Raw genomic sequence first — 26,713 nt, forward strand, 5'->3', positions numbered from 1 at the left:
ACGAGGCCGGGCGGCGAGGGCCGCCCGGCCTACGTGCGCGTGATCGTGTCGAGGATGTCGATGAGGTAGAGCATCGGCCGCTCCCCGGGGGACGACGGCACCGCCACCCGGCTCCCGACCCGCCGCCCGGTCAGCGCGGCGAGCCACGCCGCCGGCACGGCCCCCTCCTCCAGCGTGAACGCGCTGGGCCCGCCCCTGCGGTACGAGGAGTCCACGACGGTCCTCGACGGCCAGGACGCGGCCACGTACTGGACGACCACCTTCGATCCGGCCGCGACCACCGGCCCCGACCCGTCGATCAGGGTGCGCGGCGGCGTGGCGGGCGCGAGGTCGGCCGGGATCGCCGGCAGCGTACGCCCGACCAGCCGGGCGTCGGGCGGATAGCCGCCCAGGATGTCGAACACGACCACCATGGTGTCCGCGGGCGAGACCCCGGCCGGCAGCGCGTTCGGCCCGAGCGCCTCGGCGGCCTGGCCGACCAGCATGACCCGGCTGCCCGCGGGCCGCCCGATGAGCGACTGCCGCCAGGTCTCCGACACCTGCCTGCCGTCGAAGACCACGGTGGTGGGCTGGTGACCGTCGTGGGTGCTCATGTACGGCCGGTTGCCCGACCAGCGCCGGATGTCGACGTCGGCGAGGACCACGTCGCCGGGCACCGTACGCCGCCCGCGGCCCACCGACAGCACCGTGATCTGCGGCGTACGCCCTGGTTGCCCCTTGGGAATGGAGACGATCGGCTTGCTGCCGAACCTCCCCGTGACGACGGGCCGCGTCGTGCCCTCCTCCGCCAGGCCGCACGAGGCGGCGAGCATGAGAAGGGCGGGCCAGAACAGACGCACGATTTCCTCCACGTCCGAATTCCTCGAGGTCCGATTCGTCGAAGGTCCGAATCCTCGAAGGTCCGAATCCGAAGGAGTCCTTGCCGGAAGTGGCAAAAGGAAAGCCTCGGCCCCCGCCATCTCACGACAAACTTGGAACGTGAGGCAGCGAAGCAAACGAACCGTCCGGCCCGGCAGGATCTTCACGACGACGGCGGGGGTGCTCCTGTGAGCAAACCCGGTCTGGCCCGCAGGGTCGCGGAGGTGGCCGAGGTCGCGCTGACCACCCGCAAATACGTGACGTTCATCGACGTGGTGACCGGCCTGCGCTGGCTGCACTCCAGGCACGTGGACCTCTGGCGGCAGGGCAGGGCGGCGACGCTGGCCGAGCTGGCGGCGGTCGACGAGGACCGCCTGCTCGCCACCGCCGGCCTGCTGCGCGACTGGGCGCGGGCCAAGGGGCTCAACCCGGTGGACACCCCCTACGTGGCCGGCACCCGCGACCGCCGCGAGCTGCGCTTCACGGCCGGGCACGCGCAGGAGCCGTTCCGGATCCACTGGCTCTCCCCCGACCTGAGCGAGGCCAGGGTGCGGCGGCTCACCGAGGCGCAGAGCAAGGCGCCCGACCTGGTGGCGGTGGCCCCGCTGGACGCCTGGACGTGCGCGTCGTGCGGCGACACCGGCCCTTACCTGATCATGGAGGACGACCAGCCGCACTGCCTGACCTGCGCGGACCTGGACCACCTGGTGTTCCTGCCGTCGGGGAACGCGGCGCTCAGCCGCCGCGCCAAGCAGGAGAGCGGCCTGTCGGCGGTGGTGGTGCGGTTCAACCGGCGGCGCAAGGTCTACCAGTGCCAGGGCCTGCTGGTGGAGGAGGCCGCGCTGGCCGCGGCCGAGGAGCGCTGCCTGGCCGACGAGGAGGTACGGCTGCGCCGCCGCGAACGCGACAGCGTCCGCAGGGCCGAGCAGGACGTCGAGTTCCAGGCCAGGATGGTGGCCGAGATCGCCCGGTTGTTCCCCGGCTGCCCCGAGCCGCGCGCCCGGGAGATCGCCGAGCACGCGGGCCAGCGCGGCAGCGGCCGGGTGGGCCGGTCGGCGGCGGCCAGGGCGCTCGACGAGAACGCCATCACGCTCGCCGTGATCGCCTCGATCCGGCACCTCGACACCGACTACGACCGCCTGCTGATGGCGGGCGTCCCGAGGATGGAGGTCCGCGACCGGATCAGGGACCGGATCGAGCACCGGCTCCAGGAGTTCCGCACCGCCCGCGGCTGAGGAGGAAGCCACCCGGGCCGTCGCGGCGACGACCCCAGCGCGACGGCCCCGAGCGACGGGCTCAGCGGGACGGGCTCAGGTGACGGCCAGGCGGGTGGCGTACTGCTCGTCCTTCCACAGCTCCTTGTCCAGCACCTCCAGCAGCGTGGTGGCGGCGGCGTGCACGTCGGCGTAGCGGATGTACAGCGGCGCGAAGCCGAAGCGCAGGATGTCGGGCGCGCGGAAGTCCCCGTGCACGCCGTGGTCGATCAGCGCCCGCATCACCGGATAGCCGTCGGGGTGGCGCAGGCTGACCTGGCTGCCCCTGGCGGCCGGGTCGGCGGGCGAGGCCAGCTCCAGCCTGTCGCCCACGAGGTCGACGAAGAGCGAGGTCAGGGCCATGCTCTTGGCTCGTACCAGCGGCATCGGCACCCGCTCCCAGATGTCCAGCGCCGCCTCCAGCGCCGCGAACGACAGCACGTGCGGCGTGCTGACCGCGAACCGCCTGACGCCCTCGGCCGGACGGAACCCGGGCTCGAACGCGAACGGCTCGGCGTGGCCGTACCAGCCGGACAGGACGTTCTCGGCGGCGGCCTGGTGGCGCGGGTTGACGTAGAGGAAGGCGGGCGCGCCTGGCCCGGCGTTCAGGTACTTGTAGGTGCATCCGACGGCGAAGTCCGCCTCCGAGACGTCCACCTCCATGGCGCCCACGCTGTGGCACAGGTCCCACACGATGAGCGCCCCGGCCGCGTGCGCCGCGGCGGTGACCGCGGGCACGTCCTGGCGGGCCCCGGTGCGGTAGTCGACCTCCGACAGCAGCACCACGGCCACGTCGTCGAAGCGTCCCTCGGCCAGGTCGCGCACCTCGTAGCCGCGCTCAGGGCCGCCGAGCAGCCCGGCCAGCCCCTGCGCCATGTAGTGGTCGGTGGGGAAGTTGCGCGCGTCGGAGACGATCACCCGGCGCTCGGGCCGCAGCTTGAGCGCCGCCGCCACGGCCTGGAAGACCGCGATCGAGGTCGTGTTGCCCACCACGACCTGGCCGGGGCCGGCGCCGATCAGCGGGGCCAGCCGGTCGCCGGTGGTGAGCGGCTGGTCGTACCAGCCGGAGTGGTTCCAGCCGCCGACGAGGTGCCTGCCCCACTCGTCCTCGACCGTCCGCCGCACCCGCTCCGCGGTACGGCGCGGTAACGCGCCGAGTGAGTTGCCGACGAGGTAGATCACCCCGTCCGGCAGCACGAACTCGTCCCTGAAGGCACGCAGGGGGTCCTCGGCGTCGAGGGCGAGGCACTGGTCGCGGTCCAAGGTCACTCCCGTCGTGGAGGGATGGTGGCTATTATCCGGTTTACGCCATTCTGGTACTGGCGGGCATACCAGTTCTGCACCGGATTGTGCTCGGCGTCCAGCCGGAACGTGCCACGCGGCCCCGCCAGCTCACCCACCTCGCCCAGCCGCCGCGTCAGGTCGCCGCCCCTGGACAGCGCCGCGTCGATGAGGCGCAGGGCGTCCCAGCCCTGCAGCGCGACCGCAGACGGGTTCGCGCCGGTCTTCGCCCACCACCGGGCGACGAAGGCGGCGTTGTCCGGGTTGTCCAGCGCGGGCGAGTACATGCCGACGCTCGTGATGCCCTCGGCGTCGGGCCCGACTGCCCGCAGCACGTCCTCGTCCGTGAGGCTCATGCAGCCCAGCAGCTCGATCTCGGCGTCGTAGCCGAGCTGCTTGTACGCCCTGGCGAACGCGACCGCCTCCCCACCCGCGTAGAAGGCGTACAGAAGCCCGGCCTGCGGCGGGATCTGCGCGAAGTACGGCTCCAGGTCCGTGATCGTGCCGGGCGGCGTGAGGATGCGCTTGAGCGGCTCGGCCCCGTAGCCCTCGGCGAAGCCCTTGAGTGCCTCGACGGCGGCCGTCTGGTCGGGGGCCATGAGCACCACTCCCGCAGGGCCGTAGCGTTCCGCGGCGTAGCGGCCGGCGGCCTGGCCCTGCTCGTGGTCGGTGTAGGAGACCCGGAAGACGTTCTGGCCGCCCAGCTCTCCGGCGCCGGCGCCCGCGACCACGACCGGCGTCGGGCCCGCCCCGACGATGCCCGGCGGCGGCCGGTCCGCCTCCTCCGCCACCGCCACCGCGACGGGCGAGGCGATCAGCCCGGTGAGCACGCTCACGCCCTCCTCGTCGATGAGCCTGCGCGCCGCCTCGCGCCCCTGCTCGGGGTTGCCCGCGTCGTCGGCCACGACCAGCTCGGCCGGCCGACCGCCTAACCGCCCGCCGTGGTCACCGAGGTAGAGGCGCATGGCGGCCTCCATGTCGTCGCCGAGCACGGCGTACACGCCGGTCTGCGAGATGATCGCGCCGATCCTGACCGGCAGCCCGTCCTGGCCGGACGGCGGCACCGACCCGCCGCATCCTGCGGCCATCAGCACCGCCAGCCCGACCACGGGCGCCCCAAGCACGCGCAGGCGCATGGGGAGGCTCCCTTCTCAGCCCAGGAACGCCTCGGCGTTGCCCGCGAGCAGCTTGGCGCGAGCCGTGGTGGACAGGAAACCGGCGTGCCGGATCAGATCACCCGAGGGTGACTCACCCAGCGGGTAGGGAAAGTCGCTGCCGAGCATCACGTGGTCCTCCCCGAGAGTGTCGACGAGCAGCCGCAGCGCGCGCTCGTCGAAGACGGCAGAGTCGACGCTGAACCTGCCGAGGTAGTGGGACGGCGGCCGTTCGGAGACGCCGACCAGGTCGTGCCTGCGGTGCCAGGCGTTCTCTAACCGGCCGAGCCAGAAGGCGAACGAGCCGCCGCCGTGCGCGAAGCAGATCCGCAGGGTGTCCGGCACGCGGTCGAACACGCCGCCGAGGATCATGGCCAGGATCGACAGGTGCGTCTCGGCCGGCATCCCGACCAGCCACTGCGCCATCCACCGCTCGACGCGCGGGCCCGCGGGCAGGTCCCACGGGTGCACGAAGACGGGAACGTTCCTGTCCGCGCAGTGCTGGAGGAACTCCACGACACCGGGGTCGTCGAGGTCGCGGTCGCCGACATGGTTGCCGATCTCCACGCCCCGGTGCCCGCCGTCCAGGCAGCGGTCCAGCTCGGCGCAGGCCAGGCCGGGGTCCTGCAGCGGCACCTGGCAGAACGGGATCAGCCGCTCGTCGCGGCACAGCTCCAGCGCCAGGTCGTTGAAGACCCGCGCGATCCGTACGCCCTGCGCGGCCGGCCGGTCGTAGCCGAAGAAGACCGGCGTGGGCGAGACCACCTGCCGGTCCACGCCGTCGTCGGCCATCCGCGCGAGCCGGACCTCCGGGTCCCAGCACTCGTCCTGGACCCGGCGGAAGTCCCGGTCGTCGACGAGGATCATGGCCTCGCGCTCCGACTCGACCCTCAGCCTGGGCGCCCCGGGCCAGCCCAGCTCGGGCCAGCCCTTGGGCACGTGATGCGTGTGGACGTCGATGACCATCTAGCCCTTGCCAGGATGCAGCGCGCCACATCGGCCACAGGTGCGGGCGCCCTCGTCGGCGTAGAACGCCTCGAAGACCGGCGGCAGGTCCTTGACGATGTCGCGGACCTGGAGCTCGACCTCGTGCACGAGGCCGCCGCACTCCGCGCAGTACCACTGGAACCTCTCCAGCTCGCCCTCGGGCCGGATGCGCTCGACCACCAGGCCCACCGACCCGGCCTCCGGCCGCTGCGGCGAGTGCGGCACGCGCGGCGGCAGCAGCCACATCTGGCCCTCGCGGATGTGCACGGTCCCGGGGCCGTCCTCGGTGACGACGTTGACGTGCATGTTGCCGCGTACCTGGTAGAACAGCTCCTCGTACGGGTCCACGTGGAAGTCGGTCCTGGAGTTGGGCCCGCCGACCACCATGACGATGAAGTCGTTCGCCCCCTCGAAGACCACCTTGTTGCCCACGGGCGGCTTGAGCAGGTGGGCGTGCTCGTCGATCCACTTGGTGAAGTCAATGGGGGGAATCATGATCGCTCCTGTGGGTGGTAGGCGACGGCCTGCATCTCGATGAGGAGGTGGGGATGCGGGAGCTGGTGCACCGCGACCGTGGTCCTGGTGGGCCCCTCCTCGTCGAAGAACTCCGCGTAGACCTCGTTATAGCCCCTGAAGTCATTCATGTTCACGAGATACGAGGTGATCTGGACGAGGTCGGCCAGCGAGCCGCCCGCGGCCTTGAGGATGTCGCCGATGTTCTCGATGACCGCCCTGGTCTGGGCGCGGATGTCCAGGTTCGTGGCGCCGTACTTGTCGACCTCGACGCCCACGAACGTGTCGTCGGGCCTGCGGCAGCTCGTGCCCGAGACGTACAGGAAGTCGCCTGCCCGCTTGACGTGCGGGAACCGCCCGCGCGGGGTGGCCTTGCCCGGCACCCGGATGCCCCTGGGTCTCACTTGCCGAACACCGCCCGCACGGAGCCCAGGCCCTCGATGCGCGCCTCGAACACGTCGCCGGGCTCCACGGGCGCCACCGGCCCGAGCGCGCCCGTCAGCACCACGTCACCGGCCCGCAGCGCGTGCTCGGAATGCCCGAGCCGGGTGGCGAGCCAGACGGCGGCGTTGAGCGGGTGGCCCAGGCACGCCGCGCCCGACCCGGTCGAGACCTCCAGCCCGCCCTGGCCGCCCTGGCCGTCCTGCCCGCCGCGCGTCATCGTCATCCCGGCGGCCCGGAGGTCGAGCCCGCGCAGCGACACCGGCGTGCCGCCCAGCACGAACGCCCCGGCCGAGGCGTTGTCGGCGATCGTGTCGGCCAGTGTGATGTCCCAGTCGAGGATCCGCGAGTCGGCGATCTCGATGGCCGGCAGGACGAAGTCGACCGCCCTGATCACGTCGGCCACCGTGAAGGGCCCGCCCAGCAGGTCCGCGCCGAACACGAGCGCGATCTCGGCCTCGACCTTCGGCTGCAGGAACCGGTCGAGCGGGATCGGCAGCCCGTCGCCGTAGGACATGTCCGCGAAGAGCATGCCGAAGTCGGGCTGGTCGATGCCCAGTCGCTGCTGTATCAGCGGGTTCGTGAGGCCGATCTTCCTGCCGACCGGACGCCGGCCCGCGCCGAGCGCCCGCCTCGTGTGGATCTCCTGTACGGCGTACCCGTCGGCCGCCGTGCTGACCAGGTCCCTGATCGGTGCGCATGGCCGCCCCGTACGAGCCGCCTCGGCCAGCCGGTCGGCGGCCTGGGCGCGGGCGTCCACTGCTTGGGACCACTCGTCATGCATCGGGTTGCTCCAGTTTGATGGTGATCGTGGTGGGTTCGGAGTAGAAGTCGAGCGACCGCGTGCCGCCCTCGCGGCCGATTCCCGACAGTTTCACACCGCCGAACGGAGTACGCAGGTCGCGCAGATACCAGGTGTTGACCCAGACGAGCCCGGCCTCCAGGCGCTGGGCCACCCGGTGGGCGCGGTCGAGGTTGGTCGTCCACAGCGTGGCGGCCAGGCCGTACTCGCTGCCGTTGGCCAGGTCGATCGCCTCGGCCTCGCTGTCGAACGGGGCGACGTGGCACACGGGACCGAAGATCTCCTCCCTGTTGAACCTTGACCACTCCGACAAGCCTGTCACTACTGTCGGTTCCACGAAATATCCGGAATCGCGGTGATCGCCGAACATCGGGACGCTGCCACCCGTGAGCACCTTGGCTCCCTCCGAGCGGGCCAAGGCGTAGTAGGAGAGCACCTTCTCGCGGTGTTCGGCGGAGATCATGGGCTGGAGCTGGATCTCCTGGGCGCGCGCGGCCAGGCGGGCGCAGAAGTCCTCGAAGATCGAGCGCTGGACGTACATCCGCTCGGTGCACAGGCACACCTGGCCGCCGTTGGTGAAGACCGACTTCACCGTGCCCTCCACGGCCCGGTCGACGTCGCAGTCGTCGAAGACCAGGCCCGCGTTCTTGCCGCCCAGCTCGAACGAGATCGGCTTGACCCGGTCGGCCACCGTCCGCATGATCGTCGTGCCGGTCTTCGTGGACCCGGTGAACGTCACGGCGTCGACCCCGGGATGCTCCACCAGGAGCTGGCCGGAGGCGCCGTACCCGAGGATGATGTTGACCACGCCGGGCGGGAGCCCCGCCTCGGCGCAGATCTCGGCGAACACGCAGGCCGAGCCGGGCGTGTGCTCCGACGGCTTGACGACGACGGTGTTCCCGGAGACGAGGGCGGGCGCGAGCTTCCAGGTCATCAGCAGGAACGGCAGGTTCCACGGGACGATCACCGCGACCACGCCGAGCGGCCTGCGTACGGTGTAGCTGAGCGTCCCCGACAGGTGGAAGGCGTCGTCGGGGCGCTGGGCGGCGATCTCGGCGAAGGCGCGGAAGTTCGCGATGCCACGGGGGATGTCGAGCGTACGCGTCTGGTCGAGCGGCTTGCCCGTGTCGGCGATCTCGGCCGCCACCAGGTCGTCGAAGCGGGCCTCGATGCCCTCGGCCAGGCGCCGCATCCACCCGGCGCGCTCGCCGACGGGCAGCGCCGCCCAGTCGCGGGCCGCCTCCCTGGCCGCGCGCACCGCGCGGTCGACCACCTCGGGATCGGCCTCGTGCGCCTGCCTGACCGTCGCGCCCGTCGCCGGGTCGTGCACCGGGAACACCTTTCCCGAGGCCACCGGCTGGCCACCGATGAAATGGGTCAGCACAACACTCTCCTCATCTCTCCCTCGCCTCTCGGTACAGGTTCGCCGTGCCGCTCGGAGACAACGCCGCTAGGGGACAGCAGAGTGTTCCGGGACACGGAACCCCCGATCGCATCGTCTCGCCGGAACGCGGCGCGCGCCATGCGCGATGCTGGTGGACATGCAGCCCCGAACAGATCGAATCACCGCCCATGACGGCTCTTTCGACGTACAGGTGTGGCTCCCCGACGCGGGGAGCGGGCCTGGCGTCCTCCTGATCCAGGAGATCTACGGTGTGGGCCCCTACATCGAGAAGGTGGCCCTCGACCTGGCCTCCCGTGGTTACGTGGTGGCCGCGCCCGACCTGTTCTGGCGCCTGCGGCCGCACTGGAAGGGCGAGCACACGCCCGAGGGCACGACCGCCTCGATCGAGCTGGCCCAGGGCTTCGACCTGGCGCAGGGCGTGGCCGACTGCGCGCTCACGGTGGACCACCTGCGGTCGCTGCCGGAGGTGAGCGGCGGCGTGGGGACGCTCGGCTTCTGCCTGGGCGGCTCGGTCGGCTACATGCTGGCCACGCAGGTCGAGCTGGAGGCGGTGCTGTCGTTCTACGGCTCGGCCGTGCCCGACGCGACCGGGCTGATGGACCGCATCGACGCGCCGCTCCTGCTGGTCTTCGGCGGCAGCGACCCCTTCATCCCGCGTGATCGGGTGGCCGTGGTCGAGCGGGCCGCCGAGGGCAGGTCGAACGTGGTCATGCACGTCGAGGAGAAGGCCGGGCACGCCTTCCACAACAGCGAGGCGCCGATGTTCCACCAGCCGGAGGCTGCGGAGCGTACATGGGAGGTGGCGCTGGCCTTCCTGGCGGAGCATCTGCCGCCCCGATAAGACCTGTCCGGACAGACATCTTCCAGTACCCCGGGGTCAATCGCCATCATGGCCAGATGTCGCGGACGTGGGAATTATGGGGAAACGTCATTATTGCTGGCACCTTTGCACTCCTCCTGTGCTTGCCGGCAATCTTGCTCCTCTCGCGTCACCGCGCTCGCGCCGGGCACCCGGCTCCCCTGCGCGCCTCGATCGGCGACATCGGCATCGTGGTGGGGACCGCCCCCTGGCTCTGGATGATCCTCACGCCCTCGGACGGCGCCGGCGGGGTCGGGCTGGTGCCGTTCGCCGACCTCCTCGACCTGCTCAACGCGCCGCCGGAGGCGGTCTTTGTGCAGGTCGGGGGCAATCTCCTGGTGTTCGCGGCGCTGGGGGCGCTGCTGCCCGTACGCAGTCGGGCGATGTCCTCGACGGCCCGGGTTGCGGCCCTCGCGGCGGCATTTTCGGTCGTGGTCGAGGTGCTCCAGTACGTACTCCGTCTGGGCCGTTTCTCCTCCGTGGACGACGTCCTCCTCAACACGGCAGGTGCCGTGATCTTCGCTTTGGTTACTCGCCGCTGGTGGGCCGGACGGATAGCGGTCGAGGCCGTTCCGCGATAACGGACCGCTAAAACATCGCCGAATTCACCACTCGGGCACGATCCTCTCAAAATCAGCCCGCGACCATCCCATCCTTCTGTGCGATCGTGGACAAGACGGGGCAAGTTCTCTGGAGACGCCACAACCTGGTTGGTGACAGAGGGTGATCAAAGTTGTCTGAATCCCCGGTACCCCACGAACCCCCTATCTATCGCCGCATCGCCGACGGCCTCCGCGCCCGGATTCTGTCCGGCGAACTGCGCGACGGGGACCGACTACCGGGCGAGAACGCGCTTATGGCCGAATACGCAATCGCACGAGCCACCGCCAGGCAGGCGCTTGCCGTACTGATCAACGAAGGGCTGGCGGTGCCCAAACGAGGTTCGGGGGTTTACGTGCGGCTGTTCAAACCGATACGCAGGCACGGCTCACGCCGCCTGTCACGAGAGCAGTGGGGTCAGGGCAGGGCCATCTGGGACGCCGACACCCGGGGCCGGCCCTTCACCGTGGACCGGGTGGAGGTGGCGTTGGAGCGAGCGACGGAGGAGGTGGCGGCCGTACTCGAGAGCGGCGAGGTGTGGGTGCGCCGCCGCCGCTACTCGGTGGACTCCAGACCCGTGCAACTGGCCACCTCCTACTTCCCCGCCCACCTGGTGGAGGGCAGCGCGATCACCCTCGCGGACACCGGGCCCGGCGGCGTCTACGCCAGGCTCGGCGACCTGGGCCTGCCCCCCGCCCACTTCACCGAGGAGGTACGCGCCCGCATGCCGGGGCCGCGCGAGAGCGGGCTGCTCGACCTGCCGGGGGGAACCCCGGTGATCGTGATCGCGCGGATCGCGTACACGTCGGGCGGGCTGCCGGTCGAGGTCAACGAGATGGTGCTGGACTCTGCGGCGTATGTACTCCAGTACGACTTCGACGCGTGATTCAAGGCGATCTGTCAAGCGATAGGTTGACCTGTCCATCACGATCATTGATTTCTCTAGAGAGGTGCCGCATCGTCTAAGGAGATGGAACCTCGCAGGGGTCCGGGAAAGGTGGACGCAGATGCCCTTCGACCGGCATCTTGCCGAGATCGCCCGGGAGTACCCCCACTGGACCATCTGGCGGAGCGACGCGGGCCGCTGGTGGGCCACGAGACACCATCCGCTCAGCGCGGCGCAGCGCGAGGCCGGATGTGCGATGACCATCGACGCGGACGACCCGGACGGCCTGCGCGACCAGCTCCGGGACCAGGAAAGACGGGCCGGTGAGCAGCACCCGTGGCAGACCGGCCCAGCACCTCAATGAGGCGGGTGGCGGAGCGTCCCGCCACCCGCCGACACGAGCAGCCCGGTGCCGGGTCCAGCGTCTCGGCGGCCCCGGCACCGGGCCACCAACTTGGGAGGGGCCACGAACGCGGAAGCCTCCGACCCTATCGGGGGCGGGGGCTTCCGCTCAGCGAGGCGTACGGGCTCGGCGAGGCGAACAGGCCCGGCGAGGCGTACGGGCTCGGCGATGCGTACGACGGATGCGTACAGTCGGGGGCATGTTGTTCGAGCGACGGCTGCGCGAGGGCATCGCCGACGGGTCCATCACCCTCGCCTTCAGACGCTGGAAGCGCGCCCAGGTCACGGCGGGCGGGCACTACCGGATGGGCGGCGGCCCGATGGCCGAGGTGATCTCGGTCGAGGTGACCTCGGCGGACGACGTGACCGAGGAGCAGGCCAGGGCGGCGGGCTACGCCGACCGCGCCGCGCTCCTGGCCGACCTCGACGCGCGGGGCTCCGACCCGATCCACCGCGTGGAGCTGCGGCTGCTCGACGGGCCGGACCCGCGTGACGCACTGGCGGCCGCCGCCGACCTGACGCCCGGCGACGTGGCCGCCCTCACCCGGAGGCTGGAGCGGATGGGGCCATGGGCCGTGCCCGCGCTGGAGCTGATCGCGCGCCGGCCGGGGGTACGGGCCGGCGACCTGGCGCCGGAGGCAGGGCAGGAGACGGCCCGGTTCAAGGCGAACGTCCGCAGGCTCAAGGCGCTCGGCCTGACGATCAGCCTCGACACCGGCTACCGCCTCTCGCCCAGGGGCGAGGCGTACCTGGCGGCCCGCCTCGCCTGACGGCGACCTGCTCTGCCCACGCCGCCTGCGCGTGCGCCGCGGACAGCGTGCTACCTACTTGGTGCTGCCTACTTGCGTGCTGCCTACTTGTGCGACTCCGACAGCCGGACGATGTGCACGTCGGTGTCGTCGGAGATGCCCGCGGGAGCGACGCCGGACGGTGCAGGCTCCTGCTGCGGCACCTCGTCCTCGACGATGATCCGTACGTCGTCCTGGGGGTCCTGGGGCGCCGGGACCGTGGCGGCCTCCTCCGGCAGCAGCGGACCCGCGTTCGACTCGCTGCGCATGAGGTCGCCGAGCACCGAGCCGATCTCCGTCAGCCGCCGCACCACCTCGGTGTGCGTGTTGGTCAGGTATTCCACCCGGCGCCCCGCCTGCTCGTCAAGGGCGGCGGTGCGCTGGTTGGCGGCGGCGAGCATGGAGTCGGACTCGTCGCGCGCCGCCGTCACGACCTGCTCGGCCTGGGCCGCGGCCGACTGCACGAGCTGCTCCGACTCCGTACGGGCCACGCCGAGCAGCCGCTCGGCCTCGGCCCGCGCCGCCGTCAGCGTGTCGTCGGACTCGGTGCGCGCGGCGGTGAGCTGCTCCTCGGCGTCGCTGCCCGCCTGGGCCAGCATGCCCTCGGCGGCCTGCGTGGCCTCGCTCACCCGCCGCTCGGCCTCGGCCTGGGCGGAGGTGAGGATCTTGTCGGAGGTCTCTCGGGAGGATGACATCAGGCGGTCGGCCTCGGACTTGGCCGCGTCGCGCACGCTGGCGGCCTCGGCCTCGGCGTCCTCGCGCTTGGCCGCGGCCTCCTCCTCGCCGAGGCGGAGGATCTGGGCGAGGCGGGGGCTGAGGTCCTCGTAGCTCTGGGGGGTCTCGACCATGCGCCGCCGGGCCTCGGCCAGCTCGACGCGGCCCTGCTCGGCCTGCTCGATGGCCCGTGCCAGCCGCTCCTCCAGATCCCTGATCTGGTTACGGGTGCGGATCATGTAGTCGTGGACCTGGCGGCGGTTGTAGCCGCGCATGACGACTTCGAAGGTGTCCTCTTGCATCAGGTCGGGAATGCTCTCGTGCTGGTTCATCATGGGGGTTACCTAAGGCTGGTTTGCGTGAGGCGGGGGAAAACTGCGGTTGGTGAGGATCTGGCGACGGGACGTCAGGAAACGACTTTCCTGCCATCTGCCCACGTCCGCAACCCGAACGCCATACCCCGAGCTGGAATTACGATGTCTCGAATGTACATAGCAGCGTTGGACAACGGGGCAATCCCGGACATACACCCCGAGGCGTTCGTGGCGCCGGGCGCCGTGGTGGTCGGCAACGTACGGGTGGGCCGGGCGTCCAGCATCTGGTACGGCTCCGTTCTGCGCGGGGACGACGAGCGGATCGAGATCGGCGAGGAGTGCAACGTACAGGATCTTTCCTGCCTGCATTCCGACCCGGGCGAGCCCGCGATCCTGGAAGACCGCGTCAGCCTGGGCCACAAGGCGATGGTCCACGGCGCCCACGTGGAGTCGGGCGCACTGATCGGCATCGGGGCGATCGTGCTGGGCGGCGCCCGCGTCGGAGCGGGCACGCTGGTCGCCGCCGGCGCGCTCGTCGGACCCGGCAAGAAGATCCCCGCGGGCGTGCTCGTCGCGGGCGTGCCCGGCAAGATCGTACGCGAGCTGACCGACGCCGACCGCGACTCCTTCGCCCGCACGCCGGACGGCTACATGGCCAAGGCGCTCAGGCACCGGCAGGCGTCATCGCTTTGATCAGCACCTCGTCCGAGACCGACGCGGTGTTGAGCGGATCGGCGTACTCCGGCAGCTCCGGCCTGAGGAACCGGACGAAGTCGACCGTCAGCTCAAGGTCGGGCGTGCCCCTGACCTGCTTGGCGTTGCCCTTGGCCGCGTCCTGCTTGAGCGTGCTGTAGCTGTCCCAGTCGGTGTAGGCCGTCACCCCCCACTGGAGCACGTCGGGCAGCGTGGACGGCCAGCGCCGGCCCACCTTCCACGCGCCGCCGTCCGCCTTGTAGAGCGCCACGAAGACGCGGCCCACCCGGGCCAGGGCCAGCTCCACCCAGCCGTTCTCGACGGCCAGCTCCTGCGGCTTGGAGCTGCCGTCCTGGGTGTACTTCACCTCGACCTGGCCGCTCTTGTCGCCGGTGCCGGTGGTGATCGACACCCAGTTGGGCCTGGCGTACGAGTTGGGCTGGCGGGCCATCAGGCCCCCGAGCGAGAACTTCCGCTTGGGCTTCGCGCCGCGCCTGCCCTCGACCTTGACCCTGGCGTGCATGAGGATGTCGCCGGCCAGTTCCTGGTACACGAAGGGCCCGCGGAAGCCGTCGAACCAGGCCGAGGTGTTGGGCTCCAGATAGAGCGAGCCCTTCACGGTCTTGTTCACGTCGAGCTTGGTGATCCTGTCGACGTCCTTCTCGGTCTGGCTGAGCCTGGTCCACATGGTCAGGTCGGCCGCGTCGTCGAACTCGGTGGAGGCCTCGCCCACCTCCCCGCCGGGCGTGGGCGGAACGGCGTTCTGTAGCGTGAGTACGCCGGGCCCGGAGGGCGTCGGCCGCGCCGACATAGCCGTACCGCAACCGGAGAGCACGCTCACGACCGCCAACGACCCCGCCACCTTCGCCCTCATAGCGGACATTCTGCCGTGAAATGCCGATGGATGATCCGAATGACCCCAGTACGATGACCGCCGTGCCACCCTGGGACGCGTTCACCGCCACCGAGGCGCAAGTCCGCGCCATGGTGGCGGACCCACGCTGGCAAGGGCTTTCCCTGCCCGATCGCGCCCACGTCCTGGCCGCCAGAATTCTTGTGACCCCAGATGGCGACCGGTGGCTCTTCGGCGCGCACGCGCGCTGGCACCTGTACGACCCGGCCGACGGCCACTGGCACCTCGCTCCGCCGCCCCGGGGCACGCGGGCCCGTGAGGTCGGCCACGCCGCCGCGGCGCTGCCCGACGCCGTCGTGCCGCACGGATACGACTTCCACGCCGAGCCGGGCTCCACGCAGGCGTTCATCGGTCCCGACGTGCCGGAGGTCCTCACCGAGCAGATCAGGTCGCTGGTGCGGTCGAGCGGGCGCAAGTCCGAGCTGGACTACCCGCTGACGGCGTTCGACGAGATCTTCGGCGGCGACGTCCCGAGCACGGTGGCGGCCGTCTGGGGGACGATCATGTGGTGCGCGTACGCGCCCGCCTTCGACGGCAACGAGCGGCTGATCACGATCTTCGGCGAATACCTGCGCCGCTCGCTGCCCGGCGACGAGTGGGTCCGCTGGCTGCCCGCACCGCCGCTGCGCGATCTCGTCACGCTCGTGGCCGAACGCCTGCGGGCGGGGCGCTCGCGGGAGGCGCTCAGGCTGGCGGCCGTCATGGCCGACACCGCGCAGATCCTGCTCCTCGACACCCGCTTCAGGCCGCGGGCGCTGGCGCTGCTCACGATGGTCGAGCCGGTGCTGCGCCGGCCGGGGCTCGACGACCCGTACGAGGACGACCAGGCGGTGCGGCGGGCGTGGCTGGAGCGCTGCCCCGCGCGCCTGTGCCGGGCCCTGCTGGTCGAGAACGACCCCGGGGCGCATTTCTCCCACACCGTGTACGACCTCGTGGACGCGCTGTCCTTCACGTCCGGCCCGAGGGAGGCGGCGGCCACGTTCCTGGCGGACCTGTCCGACTCCAAGGGGGCGCTGCCGGAGCGGCTGGACCACCGGCTGCGGATGGCGTACGACGAGTTGCACCGGGCCGGGCTCACCGGCACCTCCGCCGCCGAGTCGACGCAGCCCGAGGGCTTCGCGGTGCGTACGGGCGGCGTCTCCGTCGCGCCCGCGCCGATGATCGAGCCGGTGGTCGAAGTGGCGCCGCCGGACAGGGGGAGCGCGGCGGCGGTGCTGGGGGCCGCGTACGCCATGGGGCTGGCGTGGGGTCGGGTGTCGGGGGCCAGGGTGCCGGAGCGGGGCCTGGCCGGGCAGGCGGCGCTCGTACGCAGGATCGTCCACGAACGCGACGACCACCACTCGGGTCACACGTAAACCATTAATAACGATATTTCACCCTTACTCCTCCTATATCGTTCTAACACTTCAGATAACAGGGCATTCGCTGAATTGTGATCTCGGATTCGGGAAATGATCCCCCTGGGGCCCCCGAGGCGCCGAAAGGAATGACTCCGATGGGCCATGTCGCCGGAAGGGCCTCAGCCGTAACCTCGTAGAGGGTGTGGGCTGCGGAAGGAAGGACGACGCGGTGGGGCACGATGACCTGGACTCTCGGGTCCACGACCGTGTCGCGTTGGACGAGATTGCGCTCTACGCCGAGGTGCTCACCGCCGTGGCTGTCAGCGAGCGGCGGCTGACCTTGGACGAACTCGACGACGCGCTCGGATTGCGGACTTCGGCGAGCCGCTGAAGGACCGACTAACACGATTACTGGCCCCGGGGACCTAGTTCCCGGGGTTTCACATAACTAGTCAATCCGCGGACGGGCTATCCGACTTACGGATGAGCCTCATGGGCGATCCCGCGAGGAGCGCGGGCGGCATCCGCTAGGAACGCACGAGCCGCGCGATGGCCGCCGAGGCTTCCTTCACCTTCGCCTCGGCCTCGGGCCCGCCGGTGTTGATCGCATCGGCCACGCAGTGCGAGATGTGCTCCTCCAGCAGCCCCAGCGCCACCGCCTGAAGCGCCCGGGTCGCCGCGGAGACCTGGGTCAGCACGTCGATGCAGTAGGCGTCGTCATCGACCATGCGCTGCAGCCCTCTGATCTGCCCCTCGATTCGCCGCAGACGCGTGAGATAAGCCTGCTTGTCTCCGCTGTACCCATGCATGCTTCTACGGTACCCGTATTAGGTATGGCCGGCCGCGTCCAGCGCCCGCCGACGTGCGACGGGAGCGCTACGAAACCCTAGCGGAGACCGGCGATGAGCTTCTCCCACTGCTCGGCCACCTCGTCGGCCGAGTGCCGCACCGCCGTGTCACGCGCCCCGGCCGCGAGCGAGCGCCGCCTGCGCTCGTCGTCGATCAGGGCCAGCAGCGCCGCCGCGAAGAGCTGCAGGTCGGCGTCCGCCTCGGGCACCAGCACCCCGTTGTAGCCCGTCGCCACGAACTCCCTGGGCCCCCTGGCCCCCTCGAACGCCACCACGGGCACTCCGCACCCCATGGCCTCCAGCACCGTCATGCCCAGGTCCTCGCTGCGCGAGGTGTTGGCCACGATTGACGCCTTGGCGAACTCGCCCGCCAGGTCGGGCGTGGTGCCCATGAAGTAGACGTGGTTGTGCAGGTCGAGGTCGCGCACCAGGGCGCGCAGCCGCCGCTCCTCGGGGCCGCCGCCGTAGAGCCGCAGCCGCCAGTCGGGCCGCTTGTCCGCGACGATGGCGAACGCCCTGATCAGCCGGTCGTACGCCTTCACAGGCACCCAGCGCCCGCCCGCGGCCACGATCCGGTTGTCCATGCGCGAGCGCGGCCACGGGCCGCCCGGCAGCGCGTCGAGGACGCTGTGCACGACGGGCCCGCCGTCGAGGAGCTTGGCCCACTCCTCCTGGGCCGACTCCGTGGCCGTCACGACCGCGCTCAGACGCGGGTAGAAGCGTTTGACCGGCCCCGGCACGACCGGCCGGCCCCACTCACGGGCGATCTTGACGGTCTCGCGCGGCGCGTGCCTGGCCGCCTGGACCCCGATGCCCGGCCGGGTCGTGATCAGCACGTCGGACTTGAGGTTGCGCAGCACCCGCCACAGCGCCACCTCGGTGCGAACCTGCCCGCGCGGCAGCAGATGCCTGACCCCCGGCCGGGCGTCGACCACGCTGCGCATGACCACGTTGGGGCCGACCGGGAAGAACGGCTTCTCCTTCTGCCGCCTGACGCTGATCACTTCGACGTCGTGCCGTTCGGAGAGCGCGGTGGCCAGGTTCAGTGTGGCGCGTACGTCGCCGCGCATCGCGTACGCGGAGGCGAGGACCAGGCTGACCTTCATCCGCCGACCTCGATCCGCAACTCGTCGTCGGCGGTGTAGCAGGGCTTGACCAGCACGCCGTCGACCTTGGCCGACGGGTAGTGCAGCCGACGGCGCTTGCCGTCGACGTCGTCGAGCCGCGCGCCCAGCCGCAGCGCCGTGGGCACCCCCTCGACCTCGAGCGCGGGCTCCCACATGCCGGAGCCCGAGGCACCTTCGGGGTCGGCGGCCAGCACGTCGACGAGCGACACGGCCGCGTGGTAGCGCACCCCCTGCACGGTGGCCGTGGCCGACAGGTGGGCGCCGGTCTGCCTGCGGTCGAGGGTCAGCACGGCCTCGTGACGGGTGTCGTCGTCCTCCAGGCCGGTGTAGGCCAGCAGGCCCGTCACCTCGAAGCGGCCCTCCCTGAACCAGATGGCCCGCACCTCGGCCACCGGCTCGGCGTCGGAGACCTTCAGCGCCAGGAAGCCGTTGCGGGTGCGGTAGGCGCGGTAGGCGAGGGTGCGCTTGCACAGCGCGTACGCGTCGAGGTGGTCGAGCGAGAACCCCGGGTCGACGCTACGCAGCCTGCCGCGTCTGCCGTCGCGGCGCAGGTAGGCGTCCCATCGCCCGGTGGTCAGCTCGAGCGGGGCGAGCGAGATCGCGACCGTGGCCTCGCGCGCCCGCGTGCCTGGACTGCCGAGCAGCACGTCGCGTTCCACCCCCGTGGTGCGATGCCGGAGAACGAGTTCGGTGCCCTCTTCCAGTGGTTCGCCGATGGCCAGGCGCAGGGAGAGCACGTCGGCCAGGGTGACTTCGGCGTCAGTGACGACGACGCCCATGGCGAGCCCCCTCCCCGTCGAACAGAGCCATGCGACGTTGAGGTTACCGTGATTTTCCCGTTATGTGGATGCCGGATTTCGGTAAGGCATCTGTGTTGACGTGCGGATTCCTCCACAGCGAGTGTCAAGGAATCCGACAGCGTACAGTCAGGAAGCGCCCTTGACGGACTTGATCAGGAGCTGCGCCACGTCCACGACTTCGAGCGATTCCTTGGCCGCGCCGGTGTTCTTCTTCTCGTTGATCGCGTCGCCGAGCATCACCATGCAGAACGGGCACGCGGTGGAAACCGTGTCAGGATTCGTGGTCAGGGCCTCGTCCACGCGCTCGGTGTTGATGCGCTTGCCGATGCGCTCCTCCATCCACATGCGCGCGCCCCCCGCACCGCAGCAGAAGCCGCGGTCCTTGTGGCGGTGCATCTCCTGGGTCCGTACGCCGGGCACCTTCGACATGATGTCGCGGGGCTGGGAGTAGACCTTGTTGTGGCGGCCGAGGAAGCACGGGTCGTGGTAGGTGATCTTCTCCTCGATCGGCGTGACCGGGGTGAGCAGGCCCTCGTCCACCAGCCTCGCCAGCAACTGCGTGTGGTGCACGACCTCGTACGTGCCGCCGAGCTGCGGGTACTCGTTCGCGAGCGTGTTGAAGCAGTGGGGGCAGGTGGCCACGATCTTCTTGACGCCGGCCTCGTTGAGCGTCTCGATGTTCTGCTGGGCGAGCATGTTGAACAGGTATTCCATGCCCAGCCGGCGCGCGGGGTCACCGGTGCACGCCTCCATCGGGCCGAGCACCGCGAACTTCACGCCCGCGATGTGCAGCAGCTCGGCCACGGCCTTCGTGGTCTTCTTGGCCCGGTCTTCCAGAGCGCCCGCGCAGCCCACCCAGAACAGGTATTCGGCGTCCTCGGGCATCTTCTCCTCGACGACCTCGACCTCGAAGTCGAGTTCTTCGATCCAGTCGGCCCGCTTCGTCTCGGACATGCCCCACGGGTTGCCCTTGTTCTCCAGGTTCTTCACCATCACCCCCGCCTCGGACGGGAACGACGACTCCACCATCACCTGGTAGCGGCGCATGTCGAGGATGTGGTCGATGTGCTCGATGTCGACAGGGCACTGCTCGACGCAGGCGCCGCAGTTGGTGCACGACCACAGCACGTCGGGGTGGATGACCCCCTCCTCGCCGACCAGCGGCTTGTCCAGCAGCGCGAGCACGTCGGTGTCCTTGTGCTCGACGCCGTTCGCGGCCGCCAGCAGGTAGGGGGCCACCGCGAAGGCGTGGTCGCGCTGGTCGAGGATGAGCATCTTCGGCGACAGGGGCTTGTCGGTGTTCCACGCCGGGCACTGCGACTGGCAGCGGCCGCACTCCGTACAGGAGTAGAAGTCGAGGAAGCCCTTCCAGGTGGTGTCGGCGATCTTGCCGCGGCCGAGCCGCTCGGGGTCGAGGTCCTCGTCCTCGAAGTCGACCGGCTTGCCGTCCACGCGCAGCTCGGACGCGCCGCCGAGGCCGTCGGGACGGCGCGAGAAGAGCACGTTGAGCGGCGCGGTGAAGATGTGCAGGTGCTTGGAGTTCACCACGATGACCAGGAACACCAGCATGAAGCCGATGTGCAGGAGCAACGCGATCTCCTCCAGCACCGGGCTCGGCGGCAGCACGTCGCCCAGGGCCAGCGAGACGAACGCGCCCGAGGAGTACGGGAAGTTCCCGTTGGCCGCCGCCGCGCCCCTGGCCAGGAAGAGCGTCCAGATGATGTTGAAGATCATGAACAGGACGAGCCAGGCGCCGCCCAGGTGCGAGCCGGAGAAGCGCGAGTCGCGGCCGAGGGACTTGGGCGAGTTCTTGACCCGGATGACCGCGAAGGCGACCAGGCCGAGCAGACACGCCACGGCGATGAAGTCCTGGAGGAAGCCGAGCACGCCCCAGGTGCCGATGAGCGGGATGTGGAAGTCGGGGGTGCCGGTGACCGCCCCCTGGATGATCGCGCCGTACGCCTCGATGTAGACGGTCAGCAGGATGAAGAACGCCCACATGACGAAGAAGTGCGCGACGCCCGACGGCGTCCACTTGAGCAGCTTCTTCTGCCCGAACACCTCGACGAGCTGGGCCTTGATCTCATCGCCCACGTGCGTCCTGGCGTACTCGGTCCGTTCGGGCGCGGGTGGGCCCACGGTGGCGAGCTTGTACAGGAACATCACCCTGCGGCCGGCCACGGCGACCGCCAGAACGGTCATCACGAGCCCGATGACGGCTACCCAGAGCACGGGATCCTCCAAGAGATGACGATGGGTGTCAGCGTACGGTCACCCGCCGCGCAGGAATCTTCCCCAATCCTACCCACGAGTAACTTCGCTGGGTCACGCGCGACATACCCTAAGGTCACCGCCGTCTCCAGAACAATGCTCTATCCCGTGAAGTACCTCTGGATGGTCGGCGCCAGGATCTCCACCAGTTCGTCGCGCTCGGCGCTCGCCAGCGGCTCCAGCTCGAGCACGTAACGCGCCATGACCACGCCGAGCATCTGCGCGAAGGCCGCCTCCACCCGCAGGTGCGCCACGCCCAGCCGGTCGGCCACCTGGTGGAGCAGGGCCCGCGTGATGAACTCGCGGAACATCGCGGCCGCCTGGTCGTTGGTCATGGCCGAGCGGATCAGCGCCACCAACGGCGCGCGCGTCTCCTCGTCCGCGGTGACGCCCAGGACCAGCCGGACCAGCCGCTCCCCCACCTGCTCGCGCGGCCCCGTCAGCAGGGTCGGGATGATCGTCTGCGGGTCGACAGGAAGGCGCATGGCCTCGACGAACATGCCCTCCTTGGTGTCGAAGTAGTGGTGCACGAGGGCGGGGTCGACCTTGGCCTCCCTGGCGATGCCGCGCACGGTCGCCTTGTCGAACCCCTTCTCGGCGAACACCCTGCGCGCCGCCGTGAGGATCTCCCCGCGCGTGTCGGCCGAGCCGGGCCTGCGCCCCGGACGCCGCTTGTCGGCGGGCCCGCCCGTGTGCCCGGCCTCGCTCCCCGCGCGCACGCCGTTCGCGGCCCTGTCGTTCGCAACCCTGTCGTTCATGGCCCCGTCGCTCATGGACGCGCTCCGTGAAGTCGCCCGATCGTCCGGATGCCATGCGCCCGCGTCACCGGCCCACCGCCAGATAGACCCGCACGGGCACCGACAGCACGCCCTCGGGAAACGCCTGACGCAGCTCCGCCCGCCGCCGCTCGACCACCTCGTCGGCGCGCTCGCGCGACAGCGCCGCCATGTAGGAGTGGGAGCGCAGATCCAGCAGGAACTGCTCGATGCCGACCAACCTGGTCCAGGGGATCCAGCGCTCGGCGATCACCTCGAAGGCCGAGGCGATGGGCGGCACCGACCACTCCTCCACCGCCGGGCCCCAGTAGGCGGGCACCTCCTCCGCCAGCCGGGTCTCGTACGCGGCCAGCCAGTCGGCCTGCGCCGCGTGGTTGAGGTTCCAGCAGCCCGCGATCGCGCCCCCGGGCCGCAGCACCCGCCTGGCCTCGGAGATCGAGGTCGCCGGGTCGAGCCAGTGCCACGACTGCGCGTACGTCACCAGGTCGGCCACCCCGTCGGCCAGCGGCAGCGCGTTGCCGTCGCCCAGCACGGCCGCCACCGGCGTGCCCCGCTGGGCCGCCACCTTGGACACCAGCCGCGCCAGCATCGGCTCCCCCGGGTCGACCGCCACGACCCGCGCGCCGCGCGCCCTGAGCGCGCACGTCATGATGCCGGTGCCCGCGCCGACGTCGACCGTCGTGGCGCCGTCGAGCTCGATGCCCGACACCTCGCTCAGCGCGCGGTACACCTCGTCGGGGTAGCTCGGGCGGCCCTCGTCGTACGCGTCGGCCACGCGGTCGAACGACCTGCCGAGATCCTTGATCGGTCCTGTGCTCATGTGGATGCCGCCAGATGGAGCCGGGCGAAGGCGAGACCCTCCGCGAGATCGTCGATCCGCTCGGTGCGGCTGGCCGCCTTCCTGGTGTTGATCTCGAGGACCACCAGCCCCTTGTAGCCGGTGTTGGCCAGCCGCTCCAGCATCTGCGCGCACGGCTGGTTGCCCCTGCCGGGCACCAGGTGCTCGTCCTTGTTCGTGACACCGAGACCGTCGGCCAGGTGCAGGTGCGCGAGCCGGTCGCCCAGCTTCACGGCCATCTCCATGGCGTCGGAGCCCGACACGGCCGTGTGCGACAGGTCGAGCGTGACCTGCGGGAAGTCGTAGTCGATCGGGTTCCAGTCAGGTGAGTACGGGACCACGTCGTTGCCCCTGGCCCGCAGCGGGAACATGTTCTCCACCGCGAACGTGACGTCGGTCTCGTCACGCATCCTGGCCAGGCCGGTCTCGAAGTCGCGGGCGTACTCACGCTGCCAGCGGAAGGGCGGGTGGACCACGACCGTCGAGGCCCGCAGGCGTTCGGCCGCCTTCTGCGCCTTGACCAGCTTCGCCCACGGGTCGCGGCCCCACACCCGCTGCGTGACCAGCAGGCAGGGCGCGTGGATGGCCAGGACGGGCACCTCGTAGTGCTCGGAAAGCCGCTCGATCACGTCGATGTCCTGGCTCACCGGGTCGGCGCCGACCATGATCTCCACGCCGTCGTAGCCCAGGCGGGCGGCCAGCTCGAACGCGTCAGGAGTGCGTTCCGGATATACCGAAGCAGTGGACAATGCGATCTTCGCATTGGGCACGCGGATGACATCAGCCACGTAGCCAGCCTAAGCCGGAGAAGCCGTTCTGGCGCGGCAGGCCATGGCGGCGCAGCGTGCCAAGCCCCACGGGCCGCCCCGGCAACGGGCGCGGTCAGCGGGCGGAAGGCCCTAGCGTTGGGGCATGCCACGGATCGTCAAGGGCGCCGTCCCCAGCCCGAACATCTGGCACACGCCCCAGGTCTACGAGCTGGAAAACCGCGCCGTCGACCCCGAGGGCGCGGCCGACGCGGCGATGCGCGCCCTGCGCCCGTGGAAGGGCGCCACCGTGCTCGACATCGGCTGCGGCACCGGCTACCACCTGCCGGTCCTGGCCGCCGAGGCGGAGCGGGTGATCGGCGTCGAGCCGCACGGCGACCTGGCCGCGCTGGCCCGCCGCCGCTGCGCGGGCCTGGCGAACGTGACCGTGCACGCCGCCACCGCCCAGGACCTGCCGCTGCCCGACGCCGGGGTGGACGTGGCCGTCGCGCGGTGGGCGTACTTCTTCGGTCCCGGGTGCGAGCCGGGGCTGCGCGAGCTGTCCAGGGTCGTACGCCGCGGCGGGGCGGCCTTCGTCGTCGATCTCGACGCGACGCGGGGGGCGTTCGGCCGCTGGTTCTCGCGTACCGTGCCGGCGTACTCGGCGCGTGAGGTCGAGGCGTTCTGGGACCGCCAGGGCTGGCAGCGCCGGACCCTCGACCTCAGGATGGCCTTCGAGCGCCGGGCGGACCTGGAGGCGGTGCTGCGCATCGAGTTCGCGCCCGAGGTGGCCGAGCAGGCCATCGCCGAGACGCCGGGCCTGGAGCTGGCCTACCCCAACGTGCTGCGCTGGCGCTACTTCTGAGGCTTGACATTGACGCCGGTGTCAACGTCTACCGTGGGCGTATGCGCATCGGTGAGCTGGCGGAACGCACCGGGGTGAGCACCCGCTCGCTCCGCTACTACGAGCAGCACGGGCTGCTCAGCGCCCGCCGGGGGACCAACGGCTACCGCGACTACAGCGAGGACGACGTCAGGCTGGTCTCCGAGATCCGGGCCCTGCTCCAGATCGGCTTCACGCTGGCGGAGACCCGGCCGTTCGTGGACTGTCTGCGCCGGGGGCACAGCACCGGGGGCTCGTGCGCGGAGTCGGTCGAGGTCTACGAGCGCAAGCTCACCGAGATCGACCAGGAGATCCGCGTCCTGCTGGCCCGCCGCGCCGAGGTGGCCGCCCAGCTCGCCCAGTCCTGCCCAGGTTGCTTTGTGAGGGGATGAAGATGATCACGTTGACCACCGAGAACTACGAGGAGCAGGTGCTCAGGAACGACGAGCCGGTGCTGGTCGAGTTCTGGGCCGAGTGGTGCGGACCGTGCCGGATGGTGGGCCCGGTGCTGGAGCAGATCGAGGCCGAGCACGGCCTGAAGATCGGCAAGCTCAACACCGACGAAAATCCTGAGATCATGACCCGCTACGGGGTGATGGCCGTGCCGACGATGCTGTTGTTCGAGAACGGCGAGCCGGTCAAGCAGATCGTGGGCGCCAAGCCGAAGCGCATGCTGGTCTCGGAGCTCGGCCTGGCCTAGGAGCGCGTCCTGGCCTGGGAGCGCGGCCTGGGAGGCACGAGACCCGACGGCGTCCGGCGCTCGAAGATTGTCGGGGCCGGGCGCTAGCCTGCTCCACATGGCCAAGACTGCCCAGAAACCCGGATACCGCTGCGCCGAATGCGGCTGGCGCACCACCAAATGGGTGGGCAGGTGCGGCGAGTGCCAGGCGTGGGGCACGGTCGACGAAGAGGGCGCCCGCGGCGTCAACGTCGTCCAGGCCGGCGCCACCAGCGCGCCCGCCCTGCCGATCGGCCAGGTCAAGGCCGAGGTGGCGACCGCCCGCAGCACCGGCGTGGCCGAGCTCGACCGGGTGCTGGGCGGCGGTCTGGTGCCCGGCGCGGTGGTGCTGCTGGCCGGCGAGCCTGGCATCGGCAAGTCCACGCTGCTGCTGGAGGCCGCCGCGCGCATCGCCGAGCGGGCCACCGTCCTCTACGTGACGGGCGAGGAGTCGGCGGCCCAGGTGCGGCTGCGGGCCGACCGCATCGGCGCGATCCAGGACCAGCTCTACCTGGCGGCGGAGACCGAGCTGTCGGCCCTGGTGACCCACGTGGAGAAGGTCCAGCCCCGGCTGCTGGTGGTCGACTCGGTCCAGACGATCGGCTCCGCGCAGGCCACGGGCGTGCCCGGCGGGGTGACGCAGGTGCGCGAGGTGGCGGCCAACCTCGTACGCCTGGCCAAGGAGCGCAACCTGGCCACCGTCCTCGTCGGCCACGTCACCAAGGATGGCTCCATCGCGGGCCCCCGCACCCTTGAGCACCTGGTCGACGTGGTGCTCAACTTCGAGGGCGACCGCCACTCCCGGCTGCGGATGGTGCGCGCGATCAAAAACCGGTTCGGCCCCACCGACGAGATCGGCTGCTTCGACCTGCACGAGCGGGGCATCGAGGGCATCACCGACCCGAGCGGGCTGTTCGTCTCGCGGCGCAGCGAGCCGGTGCCCGGCACCTGCGTCACGGTCACCGTCGAGGGCACCCGCCCGCTGCCCGCCGAGGTGCAGGCCCTCGTCGCCCGCACCGAGGCCCAGCAGCCCCGGCGCACCTCCTCGGGCCTCGACACCTACCGCGTGCAGATGGTCCTCGCCGTGCTCGAGCGGCGGCTCAACGCCCGGCTCGGGGGCTGCGACGTGTTCACCGCGACGGTCGGCGGCATCAAGCTGGCCGATCCGGCCGTCGACCTGTCGGTCATGCTCGCCGTCGCCAGCGCCGCCGGCGACAAGCCGCTGCCCCCGGGGCTGGTGGCGCTGGGCGAGGTGGGCCTGGCGGGCGAGTTGCGCCCCGTGAAAGACGTGCGCAGGCGGCTGACCGAGGCGGCGCGGCTGGGCTTCAAGCGCGCCCTGGTGCCCGCCGGGTCGCTCGAAGAGGGCACCGGCAAGCGCCCCGGCCAGCGCGCGCTGGTGCCCGTGGGGCCGGTCGCGTTCGCGCCCGGCTTCGAGGTGGTGCAGGCGGAGAACGTCTGGGACGCTCTCACACACGTCACATAGCACGGCTAAGCTGAGGTGAC

29 protein-coding genes are annotated in these 26,713 nt (G+C 70.8%); 12 read left to right on the plus strand and 17 right to left on the minus strand.

What is annotated here, in order from left to right; genetic code table 11:
- Positions 1–29: 29 nt before the first annotated feature.
- Entirely contained in the window at positions 30–839 is an 810-nt protein-coding gene (locus ACZ6S0_RS40165) for an FKBP-type peptidyl-prolyl cis-trans isomerase (protein ID WP_465924574.1), read from the minus strand.
- Positions 840–1,046: 207 nt separating this feature from the next.
- Here ACZ6S0_RS40165 and ACZ6S0_RS40170 point away from each other — a divergent pair, with 207 nt between their 5' ends.
- Complete coding sequence (locus ACZ6S0_RS40170) at positions 1,047–2,093, plus strand: DUF2293 domain-containing protein (protein ID WP_465924575.1); 1,047 nt, start codon at positions 1,047–1,049, stop codon at positions 2,091–2,093.
- A 75-nt stretch (positions 2,094–2,168) separates the two neighbouring features.
- On the opposite strand, the gene kynU is transcribed toward ACZ6S0_RS40170, so the two are convergent.
- The 7 genes from kynU to ACZ6S0_RS40205 are packed head-to-tail and all read right to left on the minus strand — an operon-like array spanning position 2,169 to position 8,673.
- Entirely contained in the window at positions 2,169–3,380 is a 1,212-nt protein-coding gene (gene kynU / locus ACZ6S0_RS40175) for a kynureninase (protein ID WP_465924576.1), read from the minus strand.
- Positions 3,377–4,528, minus strand: coding sequence for an ABC transporter substrate-binding protein (locus ACZ6S0_RS40180; RefSeq protein WP_465924577.1), 1,152 nt, complete (start codon positions 4,526–4,528; stop codon positions 3,377–3,379). The genes kynU and ACZ6S0_RS40180 overlap by 4 nt, the downstream gene beginning before the upstream one ends.
- Before the next feature lie 15 nt (positions 4,529–4,543).
- Entirely contained in the window at positions 4,544–5,512 is a 969-nt protein-coding gene (locus tag ACZ6S0_RS40185) for an amidohydrolase family protein (RefSeq protein WP_465924578.1), read from the minus strand.
- Positions 5,513–6,028 (minus strand): 3-hydroxyanthranilate 3,4-dioxygenase, encoded by a 516-nt coding sequence (locus ACZ6S0_RS40190; RefSeq protein WP_465924579.1) that lies wholly within the window; start codon positions 6,026–6,028, stop codon positions 5,513–5,515.
- Positions 6,025–6,450, minus strand: coding sequence for a RidA family protein (locus ACZ6S0_RS40195; RefSeq protein ID WP_465924580.1), 426 nt, complete (start codon positions 6,448–6,450; stop codon positions 6,025–6,027). Before ACZ6S0_RS40195 ends, ACZ6S0_RS40190 begins: the two co-directional genes overlap by 4 nt.
- Positions 6,447–7,271, minus strand: a complete 825-nt coding sequence (locus ACZ6S0_RS40200; protein WP_465924581.1) for a 2-keto-4-pentenoate hydratase — start codon at positions 7,269–7,271, stop codon at positions 6,447–6,449. The genes ACZ6S0_RS40195 and ACZ6S0_RS40200 overlap by 4 nt, the downstream gene beginning before the upstream one ends.
- Complete coding sequence (locus tag ACZ6S0_RS40205; RefSeq protein ID WP_465924582.1) at positions 7,264–8,673, minus strand: aldehyde dehydrogenase family protein; 1,410 nt, start codon at positions 8,671–8,673, stop codon at positions 7,264–7,266. Before ACZ6S0_RS40205 ends, ACZ6S0_RS40200 begins: the two co-directional genes overlap by 8 nt.
- A gap of 157 nt (positions 8,674–8,830) precedes the next feature.
- Here ACZ6S0_RS40205 and ACZ6S0_RS40210 point away from each other — a divergent pair, with 157 nt between their 5' ends.
- The 5 genes from ACZ6S0_RS40210 to ACZ6S0_RS40230 all read left to right on the plus strand — a co-directional run bounded on the left by ACZ6S0_RS40210 (position 8,831) and on the right by ACZ6S0_RS40230 (position 12,211).
- The gene (locus ACZ6S0_RS40210) at positions 8,831–9,535 is read left to right on the plus strand and encodes a dienelactone hydrolase family protein (protein ID WP_465924583.1); all 705 of its coding nucleotides are present in this window, start codon (positions 8,831–8,833) and stop codon (positions 9,533–9,535) included.
- Between the two features lie 56 nt (positions 9,536–9,591).
- Positions 9,592–10,134: a VanZ family protein gene (locus ACZ6S0_RS40215; RefSeq protein WP_465924584.1), complete on the plus strand. Its 543-nt coding sequence runs from the start codon at positions 9,592–9,594 to the stop codon at positions 10,132–10,134.
- Positions 10,135–10,286: 152 nt separating this feature from the next.
- Entirely contained in the window at positions 10,287–11,039 is a 753-nt protein-coding gene (locus tag ACZ6S0_RS40220) for a GntR family transcriptional regulator (RefSeq protein ID WP_465924585.1), read from the plus strand.
- A gap of 121 nt (positions 11,040–11,160) precedes the next feature.
- Positions 11,161–11,403, plus strand: a complete 243-nt coding sequence (locus ACZ6S0_RS40225) for a hypothetical protein (protein WP_465924586.1) — start codon at positions 11,161–11,163, stop codon at positions 11,401–11,403.
- A gap of 238 nt (positions 11,404–11,641) precedes the next feature.
- Positions 11,642–12,211, plus strand: a complete 570-nt coding sequence (locus tag ACZ6S0_RS40230; protein ID WP_465924587.1) for an ASCH domain-containing protein — start codon at positions 11,642–11,644, stop codon at positions 12,209–12,211.
- Positions 12,212–12,294: 83 nt separating this feature from the next.
- Here ACZ6S0_RS40230 and ACZ6S0_RS40235 read toward each other — a convergent pair whose 3' ends face one another.
- The gene (locus tag ACZ6S0_RS40235; RefSeq protein ID WP_465924588.1) at positions 12,295–13,278 is read right to left on the minus strand and encodes a hypothetical protein; all 984 of its coding nucleotides are present in this window, start codon (positions 13,276–13,278) and stop codon (positions 12,295–12,297) included.
- 150 nt (positions 13,279–13,428) lie between these two features.
- Here ACZ6S0_RS40235 and ACZ6S0_RS40240 point away from each other — a divergent pair, with 150 nt between their 5' ends.
- A complete protein-coding gene (locus ACZ6S0_RS40240; protein ID WP_465924589.1) occupies positions 13,429–13,950 on the plus strand; it encodes a gamma carbonic anhydrase family protein in 522 nt (173 codons plus the stop codon).
- On the opposite strand, the gene ACZ6S0_RS40245 is transcribed toward ACZ6S0_RS40240, so the two are convergent.
- Positions 13,922–14,824, minus strand: a complete 903-nt coding sequence (locus ACZ6S0_RS40245; protein ID WP_465924590.1) for a DUF1349 domain-containing protein — start codon at positions 14,822–14,824, stop codon at positions 13,922–13,924. The genes ACZ6S0_RS40240 and ACZ6S0_RS40245 overlap by 29 nt on opposite strands.
- 53 nt (positions 14,825–14,877) lie before the next feature.
- On the opposite strand from ACZ6S0_RS40245, the gene ACZ6S0_RS40250 reads away from it, so the two are divergent.
- A complete protein-coding gene (locus ACZ6S0_RS40250; RefSeq protein WP_465924591.1) occupies positions 14,878–16,218 on the plus strand; it encodes a hypothetical protein in 1,341 nt (446 codons plus the stop codon).
- A 512-nt stretch (positions 16,219–16,730) separates the two neighbouring features.
- Here ACZ6S0_RS40250 and ACZ6S0_RS40255 read toward each other — a convergent pair.
- The 7 genes from ACZ6S0_RS40255 to ACZ6S0_RS40285 form a co-directional block, all read right to left on the minus strand.
- Positions 16,731–17,012 carry a metal-sensitive transcriptional regulator gene (locus ACZ6S0_RS40255; protein ID WP_080044376.1) on the minus strand — a complete coding sequence of 94 codons (282 nt, stop codon included), beginning with the start codon at positions 17,010–17,012 and terminating at the stop codon, positions 16,731–16,733.
- A gap of 77 nt (positions 17,013–17,089) precedes the next feature.
- On the minus strand, positions 17,090–18,157 hold the full coding sequence (locus tag ACZ6S0_RS40260; protein WP_465924592.1) for a glycosyltransferase: 1,068 nt from the start codon (positions 18,155–18,157) through the stop codon (positions 17,090–17,092).
- Entirely contained in the window at positions 18,154–18,957 is an 804-nt protein-coding gene (locus tag ACZ6S0_RS40265; RefSeq protein WP_465924593.1) for a hypothetical protein, read from the minus strand. Before ACZ6S0_RS40265 ends, ACZ6S0_RS40260 begins: the two co-directional genes overlap by 4 nt.
- Before the next feature lie 147 nt (positions 18,958–19,104).
- Positions 19,105–21,210, minus strand: a complete 2,106-nt coding sequence (locus ACZ6S0_RS40270) for a (Fe-S)-binding protein (protein ID WP_465924594.1) — start codon at positions 21,208–21,210, stop codon at positions 19,105–19,107.
- Positions 21,211–21,350: 140 nt separating this feature from the next.
- Complete coding sequence (locus ACZ6S0_RS40275) at positions 21,351–22,022, minus strand: TetR/AcrR family transcriptional regulator (protein ID WP_465924595.1); 672 nt, start codon at positions 22,020–22,022, stop codon at positions 21,351–21,353.
- Between the two features lie 49 nt (positions 22,023–22,071).
- Positions 22,072–22,845, minus strand: a complete 774-nt coding sequence (locus ACZ6S0_RS40280; protein WP_465924596.1) for a class I SAM-dependent methyltransferase — start codon at positions 22,843–22,845, stop codon at positions 22,072–22,074.
- Complete coding sequence (locus ACZ6S0_RS40285) at positions 22,842–23,651, minus strand: sugar phosphate isomerase/epimerase family protein (protein WP_465924597.1); 810 nt, start codon at positions 23,649–23,651, stop codon at positions 22,842–22,844. Before ACZ6S0_RS40285 ends, ACZ6S0_RS40280 begins: the two co-directional genes overlap by 4 nt.
- Positions 23,652–23,775: 124 nt before the next feature.
- Between ACZ6S0_RS40285 and ACZ6S0_RS40290 the strand changes: the two genes are divergently transcribed.
- From ACZ6S0_RS40290 to radA, 4 genes are all read left to right on the plus strand, one after another.
- Complete coding sequence (locus tag ACZ6S0_RS40290; RefSeq protein WP_465924598.1) at positions 23,776–24,474, plus strand: class I SAM-dependent methyltransferase; 699 nt, start codon at positions 23,776–23,778, stop codon at positions 24,472–24,474.
- A gap of 41 nt (positions 24,475–24,515) precedes the next feature.
- Positions 24,516–24,884, plus strand: a complete 369-nt coding sequence (locus tag ACZ6S0_RS40295; protein ID WP_465924599.1) for a MerR family transcriptional regulator — start codon at positions 24,516–24,518, stop codon at positions 24,882–24,884.
- A gap of 2 nt (positions 24,885–24,886) precedes the next feature.
- Entirely contained in the window at positions 24,887–25,192 is a 306-nt protein-coding gene (trxA, locus tag ACZ6S0_RS40300) for a thioredoxin (RefSeq protein WP_465924600.1), read from the plus strand.
- A gap of 97 nt (positions 25,193–25,289) precedes the next feature.
- A complete protein-coding gene (radA, locus tag ACZ6S0_RS40305; RefSeq protein WP_344888639.1) occupies positions 25,290–26,693 on the plus strand; it encodes a DNA repair protein RadA in 1,404 nt (467 codons plus the stop codon).
- The last annotated feature ends 20 nt before the right edge of the window (positions 26,694–26,713 follow it).

This window comes from Nonomuraea sp. NPDC051298, assembly GCF_055586305.1.